The sequence below is a fragment of the Ekhidna sp. genome (assembly GCF_965221965.1).
In the GTDB taxonomy this organism is placed as follows: domain Bacteria; phylum Bacteroidota; class Bacteroidia; order Cytophagales; family Cyclobacteriaceae; genus Ekhidna.
On the sequence record NZ_OZ244926.1, the window covers coordinates 1,048,295 to 1,068,573 of the forward strand.

The 20,279-nt window shown below is 40.2% G+C and carries 14 protein-coding genes; 4 read left to right on the forward strand and 10 right to left on the reverse strand.

What is annotated here, in order from left to right; translation table 11 throughout:
* Nucleotides 1-153 precede the first annotated feature (153 nt).
* The 4 genes from ACOQON_RS05190 to ACOQON_RS05205 form a co-directional block, all read right to left on the reverse strand.
* Complete coding sequence (locus ACOQON_RS05190; RefSeq protein WP_420577865.1) at nucleotides 154-2,073, reverse strand: alpha/beta fold hydrolase; 1,920 nt, start codon at nucleotides 2,071-2,073, stop codon at nucleotides 154-156.
* Between the two features lie 100 nt (nucleotides 2,074-2,173).
* The gene (locus ACOQON_RS05195; RefSeq protein WP_420578679.1) at nucleotides 2,174-4,606 is read right to left on the reverse strand and encodes a TonB-dependent receptor; all 2,433 of its coding nucleotides are present in this window, start codon (nucleotides 4,604-4,606) and stop codon (nucleotides 2,174-2,176) included.
* Nucleotides 4,607-4,698: 92 nt separating this feature from the next.
* Nucleotides 4,699-5,622 carry a FecR family protein gene (locus ACOQON_RS05200; protein WP_420577866.1) on the reverse strand — a complete coding sequence of 308 codons (924 nt, stop codon included), beginning with the start codon at nucleotides 5,620-5,622 and terminating at the stop codon, nucleotides 4,699-4,701.
* Nucleotides 5,623-5,669: 47 nt separating this feature from the next.
* Nucleotides 5,670-6,197, reverse strand: a complete 528-nt coding sequence (locus tag ACOQON_RS05205) for an RNA polymerase sigma factor (RefSeq protein ID WP_420577867.1) — start codon at nucleotides 6,195-6,197, stop codon at nucleotides 5,670-5,672.
* Between the two features lie 103 nt (nucleotides 6,198-6,300).
* Between ACOQON_RS05205 and ACOQON_RS05210 the strand changes: the two genes are divergently transcribed.
* Both ACOQON_RS05210 and ACOQON_RS05215 read left to right on the forward strand, forming a co-directional pair.
* Nucleotides 6,301-7,020 (forward strand): hypothetical protein, encoded by a 720-nt coding sequence (locus tag ACOQON_RS05210; RefSeq protein ID WP_420577868.1) that lies wholly within the window; start codon nucleotides 6,301-6,303, stop codon nucleotides 7,018-7,020.
* 398 nt (nucleotides 7,021-7,418) lie between these two features.
* On the forward strand, nucleotides 7,419-8,234 hold the full coding sequence (locus ACOQON_RS05215; protein ID WP_420577869.1) for a DUF4382 domain-containing protein: 816 nt from the start codon (nucleotides 7,419-7,421) through the stop codon (nucleotides 8,232-8,234).
* A gap of 140 nt (nucleotides 8,235-8,374) precedes the next feature.
* Here ACOQON_RS05215 and ACOQON_RS05220 read toward each other — a convergent pair whose 3' ends face one another.
* The 6 genes from ACOQON_RS05220 to ACOQON_RS05245 all read right to left on the reverse strand — a co-directional run bounded on the left by ACOQON_RS05220 (nucleotide 8,375) and on the right by ACOQON_RS05245 (nucleotide 18,820).
* A complete protein-coding gene (locus ACOQON_RS05220) occupies nucleotides 8,375-10,444 on the reverse strand; it encodes a penicillin acylase family protein (RefSeq protein WP_420577870.1) in 2,070 nt (689 codons plus the stop codon).
* Between the two features lie 77 nt (nucleotides 10,445-10,521).
* Entirely contained in the window at nucleotides 10,522-13,125 is a 2,604-nt protein-coding gene (locus tag ACOQON_RS05225; protein ID WP_420577871.1) for an ABC transporter permease, read from the reverse strand.
* On the reverse strand, nucleotides 13,122-13,463 hold the full coding sequence (locus ACOQON_RS05230; RefSeq protein ID WP_420577872.1) for a PadR family transcriptional regulator: 342 nt from the start codon (nucleotides 13,461-13,463) through the stop codon (nucleotides 13,122-13,124). The genes ACOQON_RS05225 and ACOQON_RS05230 overlap by 4 nt, the downstream gene beginning before the upstream one ends.
* Nucleotides 13,464-13,631: 168 nt before the next feature.
* Nucleotides 13,632-17,249 carry a M1 family aminopeptidase gene (locus tag ACOQON_RS05235; RefSeq protein ID WP_420577873.1) on the reverse strand — a complete coding sequence of 1,206 codons (3,618 nt, stop codon included), beginning with the start codon at nucleotides 17,247-17,249 and terminating at the stop codon, nucleotides 13,632-13,634.
* A gap of 24 nt (nucleotides 17,250-17,273) precedes the next feature.
* On the reverse strand, nucleotides 17,274-18,167 hold the full coding sequence (locus tag ACOQON_RS05240) for an ABC transporter ATP-binding protein (RefSeq protein WP_420577874.1): 894 nt from the start codon (nucleotides 18,165-18,167) through the stop codon (nucleotides 17,274-17,276).
* A gap of 155 nt (nucleotides 18,168-18,322) precedes the next feature.
* Nucleotides 18,323-18,820, reverse strand: a complete 498-nt coding sequence (locus ACOQON_RS05245; protein WP_420577875.1) for a metallophosphoesterase family protein — start codon at nucleotides 18,818-18,820, stop codon at nucleotides 18,323-18,325.
* Nucleotides 18,821-18,872: 52 nt separating this feature from the next.
* Between ACOQON_RS05245 and ACOQON_RS05250 the strand changes: the two genes are divergently transcribed.
* Both ACOQON_RS05250 and ACOQON_RS05255 read left to right on the forward strand, forming a co-directional pair.
* Nucleotides 18,873-19,403, forward strand: coding sequence for a thioredoxin family protein (locus tag ACOQON_RS05250; protein WP_420577876.1), 531 nt, complete (start codon nucleotides 18,873-18,875; stop codon nucleotides 19,401-19,403).
* Between the two features lie 89 nt (nucleotides 19,404-19,492).
* The gene (locus tag ACOQON_RS05255; protein WP_420577877.1) at nucleotides 19,493-20,239 is read left to right on the forward strand and encodes a head GIN domain-containing protein; all 747 of its coding nucleotides are present in this window, start codon (nucleotides 19,493-19,495) and stop codon (nucleotides 20,237-20,239) included.
* Nucleotides 20,240-20,279 lie beyond the last annotated feature (40 nt).

Genomic DNA, 20,279 nt, shown 5'->3' on the forward strand with positions numbered 1-20,279 from the left:
GTTTAATTTCTATCAATTAAGGTATTGGATACGCATTGATCAAAAAAACCATCTAAAGTTGAATAATCAGAATAAATAAAGTCAAAAAAAGACAGGTATTACCTGCCCTTTTTAAGTGTCTAAAATTGAATTTTAAAGTGATCCAGCTTGACCTTATTCTTTATCAACAGGTGTTTCACCTTTTAGATATTGATCCAGAAATTCTTTAATCTGTCCATATCCCTCAATTGCATTCTCATTTTTACGGAATCCATGTCCTTCATCATCAAAAACGATATACTCCACAGGTACTCCACTTGCCCGAACGCCTTCTACAATTTCGTCTGACTCAACTTGCAGTACACGTACGTCGTTGGCACCTTGTAAAACCATTAAAGGTTTAGTGACATTCTCGGTGTGAAAAAGGGGTGAAATCTCATAAAGTCTTACCGAATCTTCTGTGGTAGGATCACCTAATTCATCATATAGTGCTTTTCTGAAACTTTCCCAGTACGGAGGGATCGACTTGAGCGTTCGCAACCAATTAGTAACTCCAAAAATATTCACTCCCACATCAAAGGCTTCTGGTTCAAAAGTTAGTGCAGCCATTACCATATAGCCACCATAAGAGCCTCCAATGATTCCCACTTTTTCCATATCAACAACTCCGGTTGATGCGAAAAAATTTTTACCTGCAACACAATCTTTTAAATCTTTATCTCCGTGGTTTTTATCATCCAGATGATTGAACTCTTTGCCATAACCACTACTTCCCCGGTTGTTTACAGCAAGAACGGCATATCCATGATTAACCAGATACTGTACCAATGCGAAATAATTAAGCCTTGACTGTCCACCAGGACCACCATGCACCCACACTAGTCCCGGGACCTTATTCTTCTCTGATGCTTGCTTCGGCTGATAATAAATAGCAGGAATTGTGAGGCCATCAAATGATTCGTAGCGCACCACTTTACCCTCAACCAGATCATCTGAGTTAATCTCAGGATTAAGCGTATCCGTAAGTTTTTTCAGATCTCCTGTTTCAAAATTGTATACATAAATATTGCTTGGAGATGCAGAGGTACTCACTATTAGTCGGGCTAGATTCTCACTTTTAGAAATGTTTACAGATGAAATGCTACCTCCTTCAATTTCAGGTAGCTGTACTTCTTCACCAGTTTCCTGGTTGAAGATTTTCACTACTGTTTTTGCATCCTCGTTGATGCCAATAACTCGATACTTCTCATTCCAGGAGTCATATGCGTACCATACATCCCAGTTCGTTTCGAATATTGTCTCAACCTCTCCGGATTCCAGATCTCTTTTAGCCAGATATACAAAATCAGAATTTTCGTCGGTTGTATAGTACAGGTTTTTGTTATCCAGACTAAAGAATTGAGGACTATAAGTAGCATCCCCTTCATGTACAGAAATATCGGTCTTTTCTCCACTTTCCCGATCGTAGAGGTACATTTTACCATCAGCGCTGGTGATGGTTTCGGTAAGGGCATAAAACCGTTCATTTGGTGAAATTGCGCCTACATCAAGGCCATCATTGTTTTGATAGATAATCTCACTAACTGGCATCTCATCATCCATAGAGGAAATCTGCATTTCGTAAACATCCATGTAGCGAGGGTCTCTCTTATTGGACATCAGATACATGCTTTCTTCATCCCTACTCCATCCGTAAAAGCCATTTCTGACACTGTCTCCGGGTGTTAAATCTTTCGATTGACCTTTCTGGTTCATCATAAAAACCTTAAAGTTTTCGTTTCCTCCCTCATCAAATGAAAAGATAAACCGATCGTCATTTGGGAAATATGATTGTCCAAAATAGGATTCTTGGGATGAGTTTGTTAGTTGCTTTTTTTCTCCACTTGCTATATCTATTTCATACACATTGAAAATTCCGGTTTCATTGCTATTGATAAGAAGCTTGCTTTCATCGGGAGAGAAGCTACCGCCGCTCACACTTACATTTTCATAGAACTGTCCGATTGAGTACTTCTGGACTTCAGGGGTTTCATCTTTTGATGTCGCGCATGCGGCTAGAATGGCTACAGCTAAAATTTTGCTAAGTGATTTCATGGGATTTTGGTTGGTTTTATTCTATCAAGATAATATAAATAGCCTGATCTTGGATGATATAGATTCTAAAATAGTGTCAGCGAGATTTTTAATGAGCTAATCAAAATGAAACTCTCACCATGAAGTTTGGTGTAAATTTTAAAGCCTCTCGAACAAGCTTTATTGTTTCATTTTCAGAACCCAACTGATAGAATTCATTGATAATGTTGGAGTGATTGGTCAGATTCCAGATTGAGAATCCTACTTCAGCTTTGGTTTGGTCACTTAATTTTAAATGATATACAGAAGAAAGATCAATTCGTAAGTAATTCTGCAAATGATCACTATTTGGACTACTGAAGTTGATTCTTCCAGCATTGATGGGTTGTTCTGTGAGAGGACGTGTAATTGGCCTTCCGCTACGCCAATAAATTCCGGTGGATAGCTCAAGACTTCCTGTTTGATAGCTACCACCTAAAAATAGGTTATGCGTTATGTCCAGATTGTTAGGAAATTGAGATGGGGTTAGACTGTTAAATCTATATTGATTTTTTGCCAGAACATAGCTGGTCCATATTGAGTAAGAACCACCAGTGTACTGAATCAGTGTTTCAACACCATAAGTTTCATAGTTTCCAGCACTTCGAATGCCCTCAAATTGATTTTGAAACCCCTGACTTGAGGTAATGATGTTATTTACTTTTTTGAAATATCCTTCTATCTGGGTAATTAAATGTGCTTTCTCATAACTGATTCCCAGTGAAACTTGCCCACTTCTTAAAACCGGGATGTCACGATTGTTACTAAGTGCCCATCTTCTTTTCTCAACCCCCAGGAAATCTGTTTGCAAGTCAATTATTTGAGTCTTGGTTTGATTTTTCATCTCTCCTGTGAACTCAAGTGCAAAGCGATCATCTAGTTGATGTCTGACAGAGACCCGTGGTTCTGGAATAAATTTATCATTTAGTTTCGGGTAGTAGTTTAAGCGAACCCCGGCTTTCAGATCAGTCTTTTCGTCTGGAAGCGAGGCGTCTGACTCTAAGAAAAGGATGTGACTGGTAAGTACTTCCTGGATCTCATTTCTAAAGGCTGGGTTGTCTATGACAAGGGAAACCCCAACAGCTGATTCGTTGTAGGTATAACCAGTGTTCAGGTTATGTCGTGGACTCAAAGCGATGTTGGCTTTTCCGGACAAGGTAATATCTATAACGTTGTTTTTTTGATTGAATGATTGCTCATTAGTTATATCTTGATTGAAGGCATTGAGGTTATAGGTTGAAAGGGAGCTACTAAAAGAGGTCTTTACTTTCTTACTCCACAAACGATCAAAGAAGACCCCACCAGCTGTACTGTTCTGACCTAATTCACTTATTTTTTCCTGAAGGATGTCATTGGATAACTTACTTTCTGTATATGAAAGCTGGTTGAATATGTGGATAGCGCTGATTCTCACTTCATTTTTAGGAGAGGGTTTGAACCTGAGGGTTGCATTTAGATCATAGAAGTAAAAGTCATTGGTGGATTGAAGGATGGTGTCCGAAGATTGAGAGGTGCTTATTTGAGAGTTCTGAAAGGCCCGATCGAAATAATTATTGAATGTAGGTGTATCAAAAAAATCTGTCAAAGACCTTCTACCCGCGATCGAAAAAGCCGCCTTTTTCCCAATAGGAACCTTTACATTGACATCTGAATGGAGAAGGTTACTACCGGCTTCACCTGTTACTTTTTCAGGCTGATCGAATGCTGATTTCATCAAAATGGTACCCGAAACACCATTGCCAAACTCTGCACTTGTTCCATTTTTAACCAATGTAACCTGACTGGTTACGTGAGGATTGAAGGCTGAAATAAGTCCAAAAAAATGTCCTGATTGGTATAACCTCATTCCATCCCATAATACGAGATTTTGATCGTTGGTTCCTCCTCTGATGTTAATATCAGACACTGACTCACCCACACTTTGTATGCCTGGGAAAGCTTGAATGGTGAAAAGAATGTCGGGTTCAGATAAACCCGGAAGGATTTGCTGATTTTTTGGTTTAAAGACATATTCCCCACTAACTCCACGTGAAATACCCCCCACGAGGTAGTTGCTAACGACAATTTCCGGGAGCGTTTTAAATCTGGGAATCAGATTCAGGTTGAATTTTTGTGAAGCCACTCCGGGTATTGCAAATGACGAGGGCATGTAGGCCAGGTGACTTACATATATGGAGTCAATGCCATTTCGATTTATGGGCAGCTCATACTGACCGCTCTCATTACTGATGGTATAACTGTATCGGGTTGAAATTGTAGCGAATGGAATTGTTTCAGTGGTTTCCGCATCTGTTATTGTGCCTGATATTTCATAAGGTTCGAAGGTTTCATTTTTACTGATTGTAATAATGCTTCCTGAAATTCTTTGGAATACCAACCCGGTATTTTCGGCGAGAAAGTCCTGCCAATCTTTGATTGATGTAAAAGAGGAGTCTGCAGGAACCACTCGATCTTTGACCAAATCATCAGCATACGAAAAGGTAATATCAAACCTTTCTTCAAGATCTTTCAGCACTTCCAATAGCCGTACCTCTGGCGAGGTTTGGCTGTGGGATTGAAGTGAAAAAAGAACAACTAAAGAAAAATATACGACCAGGCGTTGGAATATCAATTTTTAGTCAGTGTAATCGTGTTACCACTCTTCTTAAAAGTTAAATTTAAGGGAATAGTAATCGATTTCAGGGCGGAATCTAAATTTGTGTGGGAAAATGCCCCAGTAAATAAACGATCTGGGTTAAGAGTATCATCTCCATAGCTGATTGAGATGTCAAATTGTCTTTCCAGTTCTGCGAAAACTTCTTTTACAGGCACACTGTCAAATTCACTTATACCGTTAATCCAAGACGGTCCTTTACCTTTTTTGATTTCATTTTGGAATACCTGATTGTCAAATGCCTGTATTTGTTGACCGGCATCAAGAATAAATTCTTTACCATCGAATGAAACGGCAACTTTGCCTTCAAAACACGAAACCTGGAAAAATTCATCTCTGTTTTTGACATTAAACTCTGTCCCAAGAACCGTTACCTCTCCGATTGCTGTCGTTACGCTGAATTTTTCTCCTTTCTCGACTGAGAAAAAGGCTTCTCCAACTAAGGAGATGCTTCGTTGATCATTCCATGCTTTCTTATTGAAAGAAATCCTGGAGTCAGTATTTAATTGTACTGATGAATGGTCAGGTAAGTAAATTTTACTCTGGTAGGTATCATCGTAAGAGATTAACTGCTGAACATCTTCTGATGAGCTAAAATTGGTAATAAAAATAAAAGTAAGACCTGAAAGTAAAATCAGAATAGCGGCAATCTTCAAAAGTGCAGTCGGCCAGCTGATCATTTTTGCCGGCTTGGCTTTAGGTAATTGATTCAAGTGACGTAACTCTTCGTCTACTTGATATTCAGGCGCTCTAAACTGCTTTAAAGCATTATCCAGACGATTCAGAAATTCATACTCGTTTGATTTTTCAAACTCAGCCTTTTCTGATTCGCTTAAAGTGCCTTCAAGCCATTTTTTTATGTATTTATCTGCATCCATTTTGCCTTCGATATTTATAAAACAGGTAATCTTCCGTTTTTCCTACCTTATCGGTCAAAATCACCAAGTTTTTCTCTTAATACATCTAAAGCTTTATAAATCCTTTTCTCTACTGCTTTTCTCGATATACCTAGAATTTCAGCAATTTCCTTGTGTTTCTTACCTTCCACCCGATTCATCATAAATGTGACCCGTTGATCTTCTGAAAGCTCATTTAATGCTTTTTGCAAGCGATTCATGTACTCCTTTTCTTCTATCACAAATTCGGGGCTTTCTGTGTCAGTATGATCTTTGTCCGTAGGGTTCTCGTTTCGATAAGTGAGAGCAGTCTTCTTACGATCCAGATCATTTAGCACCTTGTTATTGGCTACTGTAAAAAGATATGACTTAGCTTTAGAGATTGTGACTTTCTCGCAATTTTGCCATAGCGCAGCAAATGCTTCCTGCACTATATCCCTTGGGTTATTAGCTGGGCCAAATTTGTAATACAAAAACCGATACAAGTCAGAAGATAGCTTCTTGAAAAGCTCATTGAATACCTTTTGTTCACATACGTTTTCCTTGTCGGCTTTCATTAATTAGACAGGCTAATTTGTAATCTGATTTAGATTGAGGTAGGAATTTCTATTTACAATCTGTTTATTTAGTGGTTGTATTTTTGAATTGAGGCCAAATTTAATGGCGAAAGTAGTAAGACAATTTGCAAGTGTTTTTTTATTTCTCATCCTGCTGGGATGTCTGGAGGAGAAGAACATTGTACAAACACCTGTGGACGATGGTAAAATTGTCAACCTGGAAGCTGATCTGGTTCATGCTATAATGGATGTCACCTCACAGGACGGCTCCTTAGATAATATCCTGGATAATTCAAGTTGTCTTACCGCAATGTATCCCTATTCTGTTCGTGTAAGAGGGGTAAGAGTAGATTTGAACTCACCTGATGATATTCCTGCACTTGAATCTCTATATGAGCAGGAAATAACTAACCCTAATCAATTTCAGATAATCTACCCAGTTAGGGTAAGCAAGGCTGACTACAGCATTGTAGAAGTGAGTAATTCAGGAGAAATGAAGCAGTTGCAAGCTGAATGTGTGGAAGGTGGAGAAGATCCTGATATCGAATGTGTGGATTTTGTATATCCTGTAAACATTTCGTCATTAGACACGCTCAATCAGGTCGCAAACGTGATCGAAGTTTATCTTGATGAATCTTTTTATCATCTGATGGAAAAAGCTAATGATCCAGACAACTCTCAGATCCTGGAAATAACTTACCCGGTTACATTGCTCGATTTTAATGGAAACACACTTACTGCAGAATCGAATGACGCACTTACTGATGCCATAGAAAGTTATAGGAACTCTTGCGTGGAAGGGGACAGCACATACGTCAAGTAGCTTCGCGCAGGACAGATAAGAGCTGGTAATTGACGCCTTTCTTCTGAATGATTTGGTGGATGAAATACAAATTCAAATTGACCGATTTGAAGTAGATCACGAACCTAGTTTGATGGATCGACCAATGTAAAATCCTGAAGGCCCCAATGGTGATTGGAGGAATTATGCATTTCCAATAATCACTGAAAGCACCCTTGAAAAGCGTGACCATTATTTTCCAGCTTTCTGGTATTTACATAATTGTCTCTATCTCAATGAAAATCAACGCTTTGCTACACAAAGAATAATTTTTTCAAATTATTTCTGTATTCCTGGTAGGAATTTCCGTAGGTGACCGGTTTCATACACAACAGCAAGATCTTTTCAACAAAAAAATTAAGAATCCAATTATGAAGAATATGAGAAAGTTAACAGCCTTGATGCTGATAGTGATGGTAGGTCTATTTGGTGTAAGCTGTGGTGATTCATCTGAAGGTACGTCAACAGGAAGATTGAGTCTTTCCCTGACAGATGCACCTTTTCCCACCAGTGATGTAGCGGAAGCGAATGTAACAATCTCAAAAATTGATGCCAGAAATAAAAGTGAAGTAGATGGTAATCCATTTATCATTCTGTCAGAAGATGAAATGTCATTTAACCTTCTTGACTTAACCAATGGTGTAACAGCTAGTCTTGTGAATATGGAAGTGCCGGTTGGTACCTATGACTTAATAAGGCTTTATGTATCTGAGGCAAGCGTTGAGTTAAATGACGGAACAACTTTTGATTTAAATGTGCCAAGCGGAGCACAAACAGGAATCAAGATTTTTATTGATCCCGCCGTTCAAGTAGCGGGTGGACTCTCTGCTGACTTATTACTCGACTTTGATGTTAGTAAGTCTTTTGTGCCGCAGGGTAGCTCTGAGTCAGGATATTCTGGATTCACCTTTTCACCTACTTTAAGAGCTGCAAATCTTTCAACTTCAGGAAGACTTATAGGTGCAATATCAAACAATGCAGAGGAGGGTGTGGCAGCTACTGTTTCAGTAATTGCTGCAGATACAGTATCAGCAGGAACTGTAGCTGATAATGCCGGAGATTACACTGTACTTGGTCTTGAAGCGGGTACTTACTCTGTTGTGTTCGAGCATACGGATTTTGTAGCTGATACGGTAGAGAATGTAGAAATAGTAGCAGGAAACGCAACGACATTAGATGTTGTGCTAGAAGAATAATCACCGGAATATTATACGTAATACGTTAGTTTGGTGACTACAGGTGGTTAATTAGGATGCCGAAAGGCATCCTTTTTTTGTTATAATTGCTAGGTTCTGGTAATAGAGAGTCTTCAAAGATTAATTCTTTATTTCGAAAGCTATTCAGGATGATAAATCCTTTCTGCATTTTTCCGAACCTCATCAATATCCAATGTCATTTTTTTGCGCTTTTGATTAAGAAACAAGGGAACTTGATCGTCATAATGTGGACTTCCTGGTCGATTAGAAGCACCAAATACGTTGACGGTCTCAATAATTGGCAGAGCATCTTTAGGATATCTGATCATCATGATGTAGGACTCACCTGAGCTACCCCTCACTTTTCCATCACCCATATAGTTGTTATTCATTGCCGCAATAACATCGGGTAAACCTCCCAATGGATATTCATTATTTCCTCTTACCAATTTTTGGTATTCACCCAGCGTTACTTCAATTTTCCCAAAGAAATGTAACAGATATTTCTTCACATACTTTAAAGCCTGAATATACTGGTCAGTAGTTAAGTTCTTAATGTCGATTTTATCTGACTGACTGGCCAAGTGACGATAAAGAATATTCAGATGTGCAGGTCCAACCTGATTTACCCGAGCAGACTTATCCCAACTTTGGATTATCTCCAAGACTTGAGTTACAGAGTCGTCGAGTGAAGGTTCAAGGCGGAAAACAGGGTTGAGATCAATTCGGTAAACGAGTGAGTCCGGAAGAGTCGCGTCGTACTTGATGTCTAAAAAGTCATCCCAGCCGAGCTTGTCATACTGATCAATTAATTCCATAAAACGATAGCTGCGGTTATTATCAAATTTTCGATATCCCATGGTAGCGTCGAAATCATCAAACTTAAGATTATCGGATGATGCAGTTGCATTAAACGCTCCATTATTGGTATTAAATAAATACCCCGACGATGGGTTAGTGATCTGTGGTAAATCAGAGAAGGGATGATATTCTCCCGGGAGTGTTTCTTCTGTATTTCCGGGAAGAGTTGTATTCCAATCATATTTAAGGTTTCTCATTGGAATTTTTCCATTTCCTACATAAAAAAGACTATCGAATCTGTCTGCATAGACAATGTTAAAGCTAGGGATAGCCGTCATAGATAAAATTTCTTTAAACTCAGTAAGGCTCCTGGCTTTATTCATTTTGTACCATTGTTCAATGGCTCGGATCTCATCAAAAACAGCCATATGGAAAGCGAAAAACCCTTTTTCATTTTTGACTACAGGACCGTATTCAGAATAGTAAGCATCTCTTTTTACACCAATTTTGATTCCCAGGAAAATTTTAACCTTCAGTTTAATTTTTCGTTTTTCCAGCTCCAGCCACTCATTGTCTACGCGATAAAGATTATCTTCTTCCGGATGCATTTCCAGCTGGAAAATGTCTTGTTTATCAAAGTAATTGACGGTATGAGCCCATCCCAGGTATTCATTGGTTCCATGGAAGATCACAGGTCCTCCGGGAAAAAGTCCGCCTAACATATTCCACCCTTCGTCACTGACAAGATGAGCTTCATACCAGGCCGCCGGACCTTCCAGAGGCTGGTGCGAGTTAATGGCTAGGAAGACTTCATCACCGATTGTTTTCTTTCTGCTGATAGCGAAAGCATTCGATCCACGAGCTTCAAAATCAATTATATCAATGCGTCCACTAAATAGGTTTTGTATCAGCCTGTCTGCTCCATCCTGAACTGCTAGCTGTAGAACATAAGCTTTAAATAAATCATTAGTAGATACGGGAAAGGCTCTTTTAATCAAGACTTCATCTTTGTGTTTGGCTGCATAGGCATTAATGCCTGCAGCATACCCCTCCACAATTTTCATGAAGGCAGGATCTACTTTTTCTATTTGTTCGTTTACAATGTCTTCGCATCTGAGCAATCCCACCACGTAATCAATGGGTGCTCCATCAGATCCTTGATAGCGGCCCATCATCTGTTTAGCAGCAAGTAGTATCTGCTGAATTGTTTTAAAATCGTCCTCTGCGTGAGCCCAGGCTAACCCATAAGAAACCTGAGCGTCCGTTGGAGCATAAATATGAGGAACACCCCACTGATCCCTAATGATTTCAATTTCTGATGGGTTGAACTGTCCGGCAGTCTGATTGGCAAGCCCAATGGACAGGATGAAAGGTACGTATTTGAAAAATGCTTGAATCCTGTAAGGCATATTGAGATTTTACATGAAGATACTAATAGCTGATCATTCCTGACAGTAAGGAATAATCAGCTCAGGAAGTGAAAAGTTTATTCTTCTTTCAATGCGTTGGCTGGGTTGGCCACAGAAGCTTTGTATGACTTAGCGCTAACCACAATCCATGTGAGTACTAAGATCAGGATGATTGGAAGTACCAATAGATACCAACTTAGTTCTATTCGGTAGCTATAACCCTCCAACCAATCATTTAGCCAGTAAAATGCCGCACCAATCCCTACTACTCCCCCAATTACCACCAGCCGTGTAAAGTCTTTGATCATCATGCGTAGGAGGGAAGGAACTGTAGCGCCGAGTACTTTTCTTACTGCGATTTCTTTGAATCGTTTTTGCAGAACGAACGTGGTTAGAGCAAATAAACCCAGGAAAGCAATAAGAATAGCTAAAAGGGAAAACGTGGTAAAAACCTGACCGAATTTTAGTTCGCTTTCATATTGTTTTTCATATGAATCACTTAAAAAGTGTGCGTCGAAAGGATACCCTTGAACGTGTTTATTCCAAGCCTCCTCTACTTGATTCATGGTTCCTAGAATATTTCCAGTGCTGACTTTCGCCAGGATATAAGCTTGATGAAACATTCCAACTTCGTTATTGCCCGGCCCGTACCTGAAAATAATTGGAGAGATTTCCCTTTTAAGTGAGGCGTAATTGAAATCTTTCATGACTCCAATAACCGAATAGCTGTAACCGCCTGGTCTGGCTAGTTCTTTTCCAATTGGATCGTCCCATCCCAATTCTTTCGCCAGCGACTCGTTGATCACTACAGATGCTGTATCAGAAACCCTGTTTCGTTCAAAAAAACGACCTCTAATGATTTCCAAACCAAGTACTTTTTCATAATCAGGTGATACGAAGTTATTATTAGGACTAACCCGACGATTGTCCTCATTAGGCACCTGATAGGTCCAGTCTCCAAATCCATGAAAAGGTATTCCACTCGATCTTGATACAATGCTGACGTCCGCGAGAGACTCCAACTCACTTTTAAAGACATCATACTTTTCTCCAAGCTGTCTTCCATTATTTATGATGAGAGTCTGTTCGGTGTTCACTCCCAGGTTCTGGGATTGCATAAACATTACCTGCTTATAAATCACAAAAGTGGCTGCCACCAGGAAAATCGATATAGCAAACTGGAATGCAACCAACCCACTTCTTAGACCTCTTTTTCCTGCCTGCTGCATTTGACCTCTTAATGCTTTCAAGGGGGTAAACTTTGATATGATATAGGCTGGGTATCCACCAGCTAATAGTCCTACGACAACAAGAATTACGAAAATGGATATCAGGTTGGTAAGAGAAAAAAGGTCTGTCATTTCAAATGCTCTTCCCGTGAGGACATTGAAATATGATAATGATAATGCAGAAATGATAATGGCCAGAATTATAGCGATAAGGGTGATCAATGTTGATTCGATCAAAAACTGAGAGATGATATTTTTTCTGTAAGACCCCAACGCCTTTCTGATACCAACTTCTTTTGACCGTATAGCAGAACGGGCGGTAGCCATATTGATGTAGTTGACGCAGGCAATCAAAAGGATAAATAAAGCCACCAAAGAGAATACAATCACATTTTTTTGATCGCCACGGACACCCATGGAAAAGTGGGGGTTTTCCAAATGAATACTGGCAAGTGGATGAAGAGTAAAACCATAAATTCTGTCGGGATAATCCACCATAAGGTCTTCAAATGTTTCATGACCTGAATATTCGATCATTTGCGGACCGACGTATTTCTTATAGAGATCTACCAACTTCTGATTTACTTCATTCTTTGATACGCCCTCCTGGATTTTGGTATAAGTCCAAAAATTGTTTCCAGTCCAGTTTTGATTGGCAGTCACATTATCCCACACGCGACCAATGAATTTGAAGGGGAAATGTGTGTTTTTCGGTGGATCTTTTACCACTGCAGTAACTTTCATATTGTTGTCATCCACAACAATGGTTTTCCCAATAGCTGATTCTCCCGGAAAAAATTTATTGGCTAGTGATTCTGTTAAGACAAGATTATCAGGGTCTTTTAACGCATTTTCGGGCTCTCCACTTACAAATTCCATCTGAAATACCTTGAATACATTTTCATCCGCCCAAGCTGAGCCATCCTGAAAGAAACCTTGTTCTCCGATTTTAAAGTGCGACTCCCATAGCCCGGAAATACGAGTTGCCACCTCTACCTGAGGATACTCTTCCATCATGGTACTCGCCAGTAGTTCTGGTGTATACCGACCTTTTTCTCCATTGGCAACCCGAAAAACTCTGTCCGCATCAGGGTAGAATTTATCGTAGCTTCTTTCATGAAATACATACATCATGATAAGCAGACAAGAGGCTAGTCCTATTGCCAATCCAGCTATGTTAATTCCTGCGTATGACTTTTGTCTAAGCAAGGTTCTCATTGCTACTTTTAAATAGTTTTTGATCATGGCAAGTGTGGTTAATTGTTCAAAATCTTCTAGTCCTTTCAAATATCTCCATCGGAAAAAGCGTATGGTGTTGAGCGAAAATTTCCATCTCGATTGATTTCGTTCGAAAAGTTCAAACAAGTCTCCTTCAATTTGCTCGAGATACCGATCCTTGCAGTAGAACCGAAGGAACCGTAAGGCCCATTTTGGTGGATGTTTCTGATTCATTGTGTAAATCCTAAACTTGTTTTGGGAATCTGGCTGTAAAGTGAGTTACGAGTTTCGTGCACAAACTCGATGGCTCTGGACCCTTCAGCTTCAATTTTGAATAGCCTTTTGCGACGGCCGCCTCGCTCTGCACTGGCACCTCCCATGTATGATGAGACATAACCTTTTTTCTCCAGACGATCCAGGACGGTATGCACAGCACTGATATTTACCTTTCGGTTAACTTGTCGCTCAATCTCATCCATCACCTTAACACCATAAGCCTCTTCTTTGAGGATCGCTACAATCATCAAAACGAGTTCTTCCAGTTCTCCCAATTGATATGATTTTAATTTCATTGTGTGATTTCACCAATTAGTTTCATTCATAAATGTAAATGAAATAATTAGTGTATTAAACTTTATTTCTTTTATAGATGTAAATAAAATGAAAAGGGTTGCATTTTTTGGAAAGAAAATCAGAGGGAAATAATAAAGGCAACCCAGAAGGGTTGCCCTGATCAAGCTTTAGGATTCCTCAGTTAAGGACACCCTTTTAATGTTGTCATCCGGATTACGATCAATCAACTTATTCAATGGGTCTACACCGGCAGAAGAGGGTTTTTGGTTAACCTCTATTTCTATGGAGTTGTCTTCCTTGGTAAACCTATGTTTTTGCAAGTAAATCAACTTGTCATCTCCCTTCTCGTCTTTGGAATAAATCCCAACATCGATCCAATCATTGATAGTTACCTGTGTGGAGAATCCCAGACTATCTGATTCCATTTTCTTGGTGTTTAAGTCTAGTGTCACCAGATACTTATTCTCATCCATCTCCCGGTATGTAGCCTCATCTACCTTATTTTCATAAAGGATGATTTTATCAAAGAAATCAGTTATGACACCCTGCAAGCTATCGGGGGTAACTGCCCGGAGGTATCCAATTAAATCGATCGTGGTAGCATACCTGCCATTTCGTTCTATTGACGCATACCCCCAATCATTTATGAGTCGATTCAATGCGACATTCACACTATCTTCACCGATGTAATCCTGAAGAGCATACATGATGTTTGCACCTTTACCGTAGTGGATATAAGCCTGATTTTCTGCCAATGCCAATGGCATTTCTTTTTTCTGCTCGGTGGTTCTGCCGCTTAGATACCTGTTGAGTTCTTCTTTCAAAAACTCCTTGATGTGCTCATGCGGATATTCCTGCTTCATCACCATAAGTGCTGAATACTGCGATAGGGTTTCCGAAAGCACTGCACTTCCTTGCACATTGGCAGGAAAGAGTTGATGACCCCACCACTGATGTGCCAACTCATGTGCTGTTACAAAGTACGTAACGTCTACATCATCTTCCTCCTCTACCTTGACCATGAAACCGATGGCCTCAGAGAAAGGAACTGTATTGGCAAAAGACTGAGCAAACGAAGCATACCGCGGAAACTCCAGAATACGCATCTGTCGGTATTGGTAAGGACTGAAGTTTTCAGAGAAGTACTTGAAGGAATTTTTCATGCCTTTCATCATACTTTCCAGGTTGTATTCGTGCCCTTTGTGATAATAGATACCCAGATCAATTTCTCTGTCTGTGGAATCATTCACTGCAATGGTAGTTTTATCCTTCACTACTTCATATCGCGCAGATACAATGTTGAAGAAAGGCATCATCTTTTGATCCATCTTGTAATGGAAATAGCGTCTGCCATTTTCTTCCCACTCTCGCTGCAGGTATCCTGGCGCTATGGCAATCTGATCGGGTACTGTGCCTATCACAATCTCAAAGTCAATTCCGTGCGAGTCGTCACTGATGAAGTTTTGTCTAAGACCAATGGGGTTGTCACGCTCCATCATGCGCGCTTTGGGCTCCAGGTCATTATCCTTCCGGTCATCGTCGCTTCCTAGCTCATTTCCAGCATTGTATCCCAGACTTGGAAAGCTTGAGTTATTTAGAAAGGTGCCATTAAAGACAATGCTGGTATTGGAACCTGACTCCTTGAACCCTTTGGTATCATAGAAGTATTTGAAACGCATGGTCAATGAATCACCCGGCTGAAGCGGACTGTCCAGCAGGTGCACATAGTAACGATATTCATCATAGCTTTCCACGATTGTCGTGGGTCTGCTAAAAGTTACTTCTTCATATGTAAGGTCTTCATCCAATCCTAACTGCAGGTGGATGCTGTCTATGGCCTGATCCTCATAGTTCCTGAGTGTGTAAGTGCCTTCCATGCTGTAATCCCTTTCATAAGGATACAGCTCAGACTTCACGCTCATCCGCGTAATCTTCGGTTGTTTGACGAACTCATACTTCTTTAACGTTCGTTCATATTCCGCCTGAATTGCTTCCTGATCATCCGAGTTTCGATACGTATTTTCAATATTCGTATTGTAGAAGATGTAGCACCCGGACATGACAAAAGTGAGGAAGGTGGTAATGATTAAGGTAAGAATAGGTCGTGACAACCTCATCTTCCCAATATGCCATCTCCACTTCATGGCAGCTTCTGATCCGCGCACCGCAAAAACCACTGCCACTCCAAATAAAAAGATGCTAAAAGCTAACCAGTAAAGATCAAACCAGCTGAAGCTTTTGACAAAGTGGCCATAACCATTCATTTCAGAGTATGTTCCTAGACTTGCACTTCCAAACTGAAAGAGGCTATGCTCCAACCCGAGTAGGTCAAGAATGCCTGTCGCGATAAAGAAAACAATGACTACCGCGTGACCCAGAAATTTATTATTGACCAATACCTGCACAAAGAAAGCAAGCAAGGAAAACAGGATCACGAAAGAGAATGTCTCCGTGAACATGGTGTAGAAATAGACCGCTAAATCAAATTTGTAGTAACCCTTGAAAGCCTGTATCAATACACCTGAAGCAATAAGAATGAGGTTGAGAACAACAAAAATGAGTTGCAGTCCCAGAAACTTACTGACCAGGCTGATGAAGTCAGGCATAGGAAGTGCATCTTGGATTAGATTGATTTTAACGTCTCTTTCTCTCCACACTAGTTCCCCGGAATAGAACACCAGAATAATCAAGAAGAATAGTCCGAATGAACCAGTAATTAATTCCAGCATTAGATAGGTGGTGGGGTAGGTATACGTTCCAAAAACCCTACCTATGAAAAAGGAATTCACAATCATTATGAACAAGCCGAAAGCGATGATTGCCTGAAAAGGAATGCCTTTTAGCACGGTCTTAAAGTAAAACCACGTTTGTTTCCTTAGCTGAAGGAAATAGGTACTAAAACCAAAATTGAAATTCACCGAAGGAATAGTAATGTTGATTTTGGATGCGCTTTCTGCTTTAGCTGTTTTCTTCTTAAACCAGGACTTTCGAACCACATTGAAACTGAAAGAAAAATAACCTACAACAAGCGTTATAAGACCTATGCCCATCCATAGTAGGCGGTTCCAAAGAACTACGCCCTCCATAGGAACGACCATGCTGTTTTGCTCAGCCACCGTCCAGTATTGGATTTTGTTGGCTATGGTACGGATTGCAAATGGATCGATTAACGCTGCGAGCGTACGATTGTCTACTTCTCGTGTCAGGATGATGGCTATCTGATAAACCGCAAATAATAAGATCCATTGTGCATAAACAGTGACCATTTTTCTTGAAAGCGCGCCTGTGATGAAGAACAATGCACTTGAGAAAAAGAGATTTGTGAGAACGATGGTCACAAAGGGATGTAAATAATGATACAGGTTGAAAGGCAGCATTTTATCCTTATCCGGATTAAATAGTTCGCCCAGCATGAATCCCAGCATCATGCCTGAAAAGACAAATAGCACGACTAAAAATGATCCCAGAAATCGCCCGAGTAAATAATCAAACTTGGTGATGGGTGTTGTAAAGAGCATGGACTCTGTGTTATGCTCAAAATCTCTTAAAACAGCAACGCCCATAATCGCAGAGGTAATCATCATCATGATACCTGAAAGGATTGCCATCATATTAGCAATGGTAGTAGGGGAGTTTTCTTTTACCAGACCGGATCCACCACCTACCTGAATGATATCAGTGCTCATGGTCAGTACGGCCATGAGAAATAAAATAGCAAAGTACACGTAAGTAGCTGGCCGCTTTTTACGGTACTGAAGCTCGAATTTTAATATTTTAAACCACATGATTTTAAATTTTTTGGTTAGGAATTAAGCAGGTACCGCTTCCTTGTTTGTGGAAGAAAGGATATGTGAGAAATACACATCTTCTAAGTCTGCCTCTACGCTTTCAAACGAAGCATCTGGCTTGGATTCAGATAACACATGAATCTCCGGTTTTCCGGCAATTAATCTGTCGGAGATGACCGTGAAGTTGGATTGATACTGTTCCAATTCAATTTTCTCTATCTTTTTGCGCCACACTTTACCCTGTATTTCATCCAAAGCTTTAGAAGGACTTCCCTGATAAAGCACGGTTCCCAGGTTGATGATGGCCATGTTGGTGCAAAGCTCTTTGACATCATCTACTATATGAGTGCTTAGAATTACGACGGTGTTTTCACCGAGCTCACTCAGAAGGTTTAAAAATCGGTTTCTTTCGGCTGGATCCAAGCCGGCCGTTGGTTCGTCCACTATGATCAGCTTAGGATTGGAAAGCAGTGCCTGTGCAATACCAAACCGCTGTTTCATTCCACCGGAGTAACCACCCAGGTTTTTCTTTCGTGACTGCCAGAGGTTGGTTTTGTGCAGCAATGACTCCACCAGCTCTTTACGTTCTTTTTTATTGGATACTCCTTTTAATACAGCCAAATGATCAAGAAGTACTTCTGCGGTAACCTTCGGATAGACACCAAACTCCTGAGGTAAATAACCAAGGATTTTTCTTACTTCATCTTTCTTGTGCAAGACATCTAAATCTCCAAGCATGATACTACCGGTATCTGGTTCTTGTAGCGTGGCAATGGTGCGCATGAGACTTGATTTACCGGCTCCATTGGGACCCAGTAATCCAAACATTCCGGTTGGAATATCCAGTGAAACATCATTAAGAGCCTTTACTCCATTTGAGTAGGTCTTAGAAAGATTTTTAATCATGAGATTCATAGTGCTATTTTTTATCTAGTTGATGCAGTTACCTAGGTACAGGTATCAATTTATTTTAAAAAAATGATACAAGGGTTTCAAATAGGATGATCGGTTGATGAGTAGGGTTGGATGACCTTCGATTTGTCAGCAAGTCATCTTGATAGTTCTTACCACTATTTTGCCCTCGGCCCCATCTCTACCACCTCCAAATTCTTGATCTCTCCATTTTCCAGATCAAAGCGAAGTAGCGTTTTGACTTTATGGAACCCATTTTTACCGGCAGCTCCGGGATTCATAAAGAGTAGGTTGTTTTGCTTATCAGGCATAACCTTCAGAATGTGGGAATGCCCACAAACCAGAAGCTTTGGTTTATACTGCTTTACATACCCCAACACCTTGGAATTGTACTTGGGAGGTTTACCAGCAATGTGTGTAATCATGACACGAACGCCTTCACGTTCGAAAATCTCACCTTCTTTGCATTCTTGTCTTAATTTTCCACCATCTATATTCCCCCACACTGCAATAGTTGGTTTGAACTTTCTGAGCTCTTCCAATACTTCGATTGTCCCAATATCTCCAGCATGCCAGATTTCATCTACCGCTTCAAAATACTTGAAAACTTTAGGATCCAGGGAACCATGTGTGTCTGATAGCAGACCTATCTTCATTCGATTATTTTTGTATTGAAACTAAAACAATGGGCATATCCGTTTAATGGTCATGCGATCACTAAAGTATTTATTTGTTTTCGGAATAATAATTATCGCTTCATCATTCCGACCGGTTGAGGAAGCTGAAGTGAAATGGCTCACATTTGAGGAGGCTATAGCACTTCACGAAAAGCAACCTAAGAAACTATTGATTGACCTCTACACAGATTGGTGTGGCTGGTGTAAGGTGATGGACAGGGAAACGTACAGCAAAGCAGAAATCGCTGATTACATCAATGAGAACTTCTATCCGGTCAAATTTAATGCGGAGCAAAAGGAACCCGTTGAATTCAGGGGGCATACCTTTGAATTTGTCGCGCAGGGCAGAAGGGGAGTTCATGAATTAGCTGCGGCACTCACCCGAAATAAGCTCAGCTATCCTACCACTGTTTTTATGGATGAAGAGCTACGAATCATACAGCCGATCGCGGGCTACCTGAAACCCCAGCAGATGGAGCCCATCTTACTATTTATTGGAGAGGATCACTTTAAGACGATTCCTTTTGAAGATTTTAAGAAAAATCACAAATCTTCACTCTAGGCTGCAACCTTTCTTTTTTTTCATAATCTATAGGGATAGTGAGTCTTTAAATGGACCTCATATTTACCTAACTTTAAAATAAAAGGACTATGAAAAAATCATTCTTAATTACCATACTAGGTATCCTGATAGCGGGTGCCACTTTTGCTCAATCTGAAGAAACAAGAAACCTGTCTTCTTTTTCTGAAATTTCCGCTCACGAAGGGATCGACGTTTTTATTAGAAAAGGAGATAAGGAAGAAGCACGCATTGTATCAGATAGCCATGATCTGGATGAGGTACTTACAGAAGTAAGTGGAGGCAGACTTAAGATCCATCTGGAAGGAAACAATCATAACAATATTGATGTGGAAGTTTATGTGACTTACAAATCCATAAGAGCCATTTCTTCCTCTTCTGCTTCCTCTTTGACCTCAGAAGGGATAATTGATGCGGGCGGATCAGATTTTGATGTGGATGTGAGCAGTGCCGGAGATATTGATGCAACTATTGAAAATGCAGATGAGGTGACTATTGATGCTTCAAGTGCTGGAGATGCCAGATTAAAATTGTCATGCAATGAAATTGAAGCCGATGTTTCCAGTGCCGGAGATATTGAAGTGGAAGGAAGGGCCAGAAAACAAGATGTAGAGGTTAGCAGCTCAGGTGATTATGATGGCTATGAACTAGAAAGTGAAGAAGCGGATGCTTCCGCGAGTAGCGGTGGAGGCATCAAAGTAAACGTAAGTAAGAAACTGGATGCTAGAGCGAGTAGCGGCGGATCCATCAGATATAAAGGATCTCCACAGTATCTGGACGCCAGTTCCAGTAGTGGCGGATCAGTGAAGAAATCCTGATTTTCTCAAAAAAACACATGAAGGCCTGCATACATTTGTG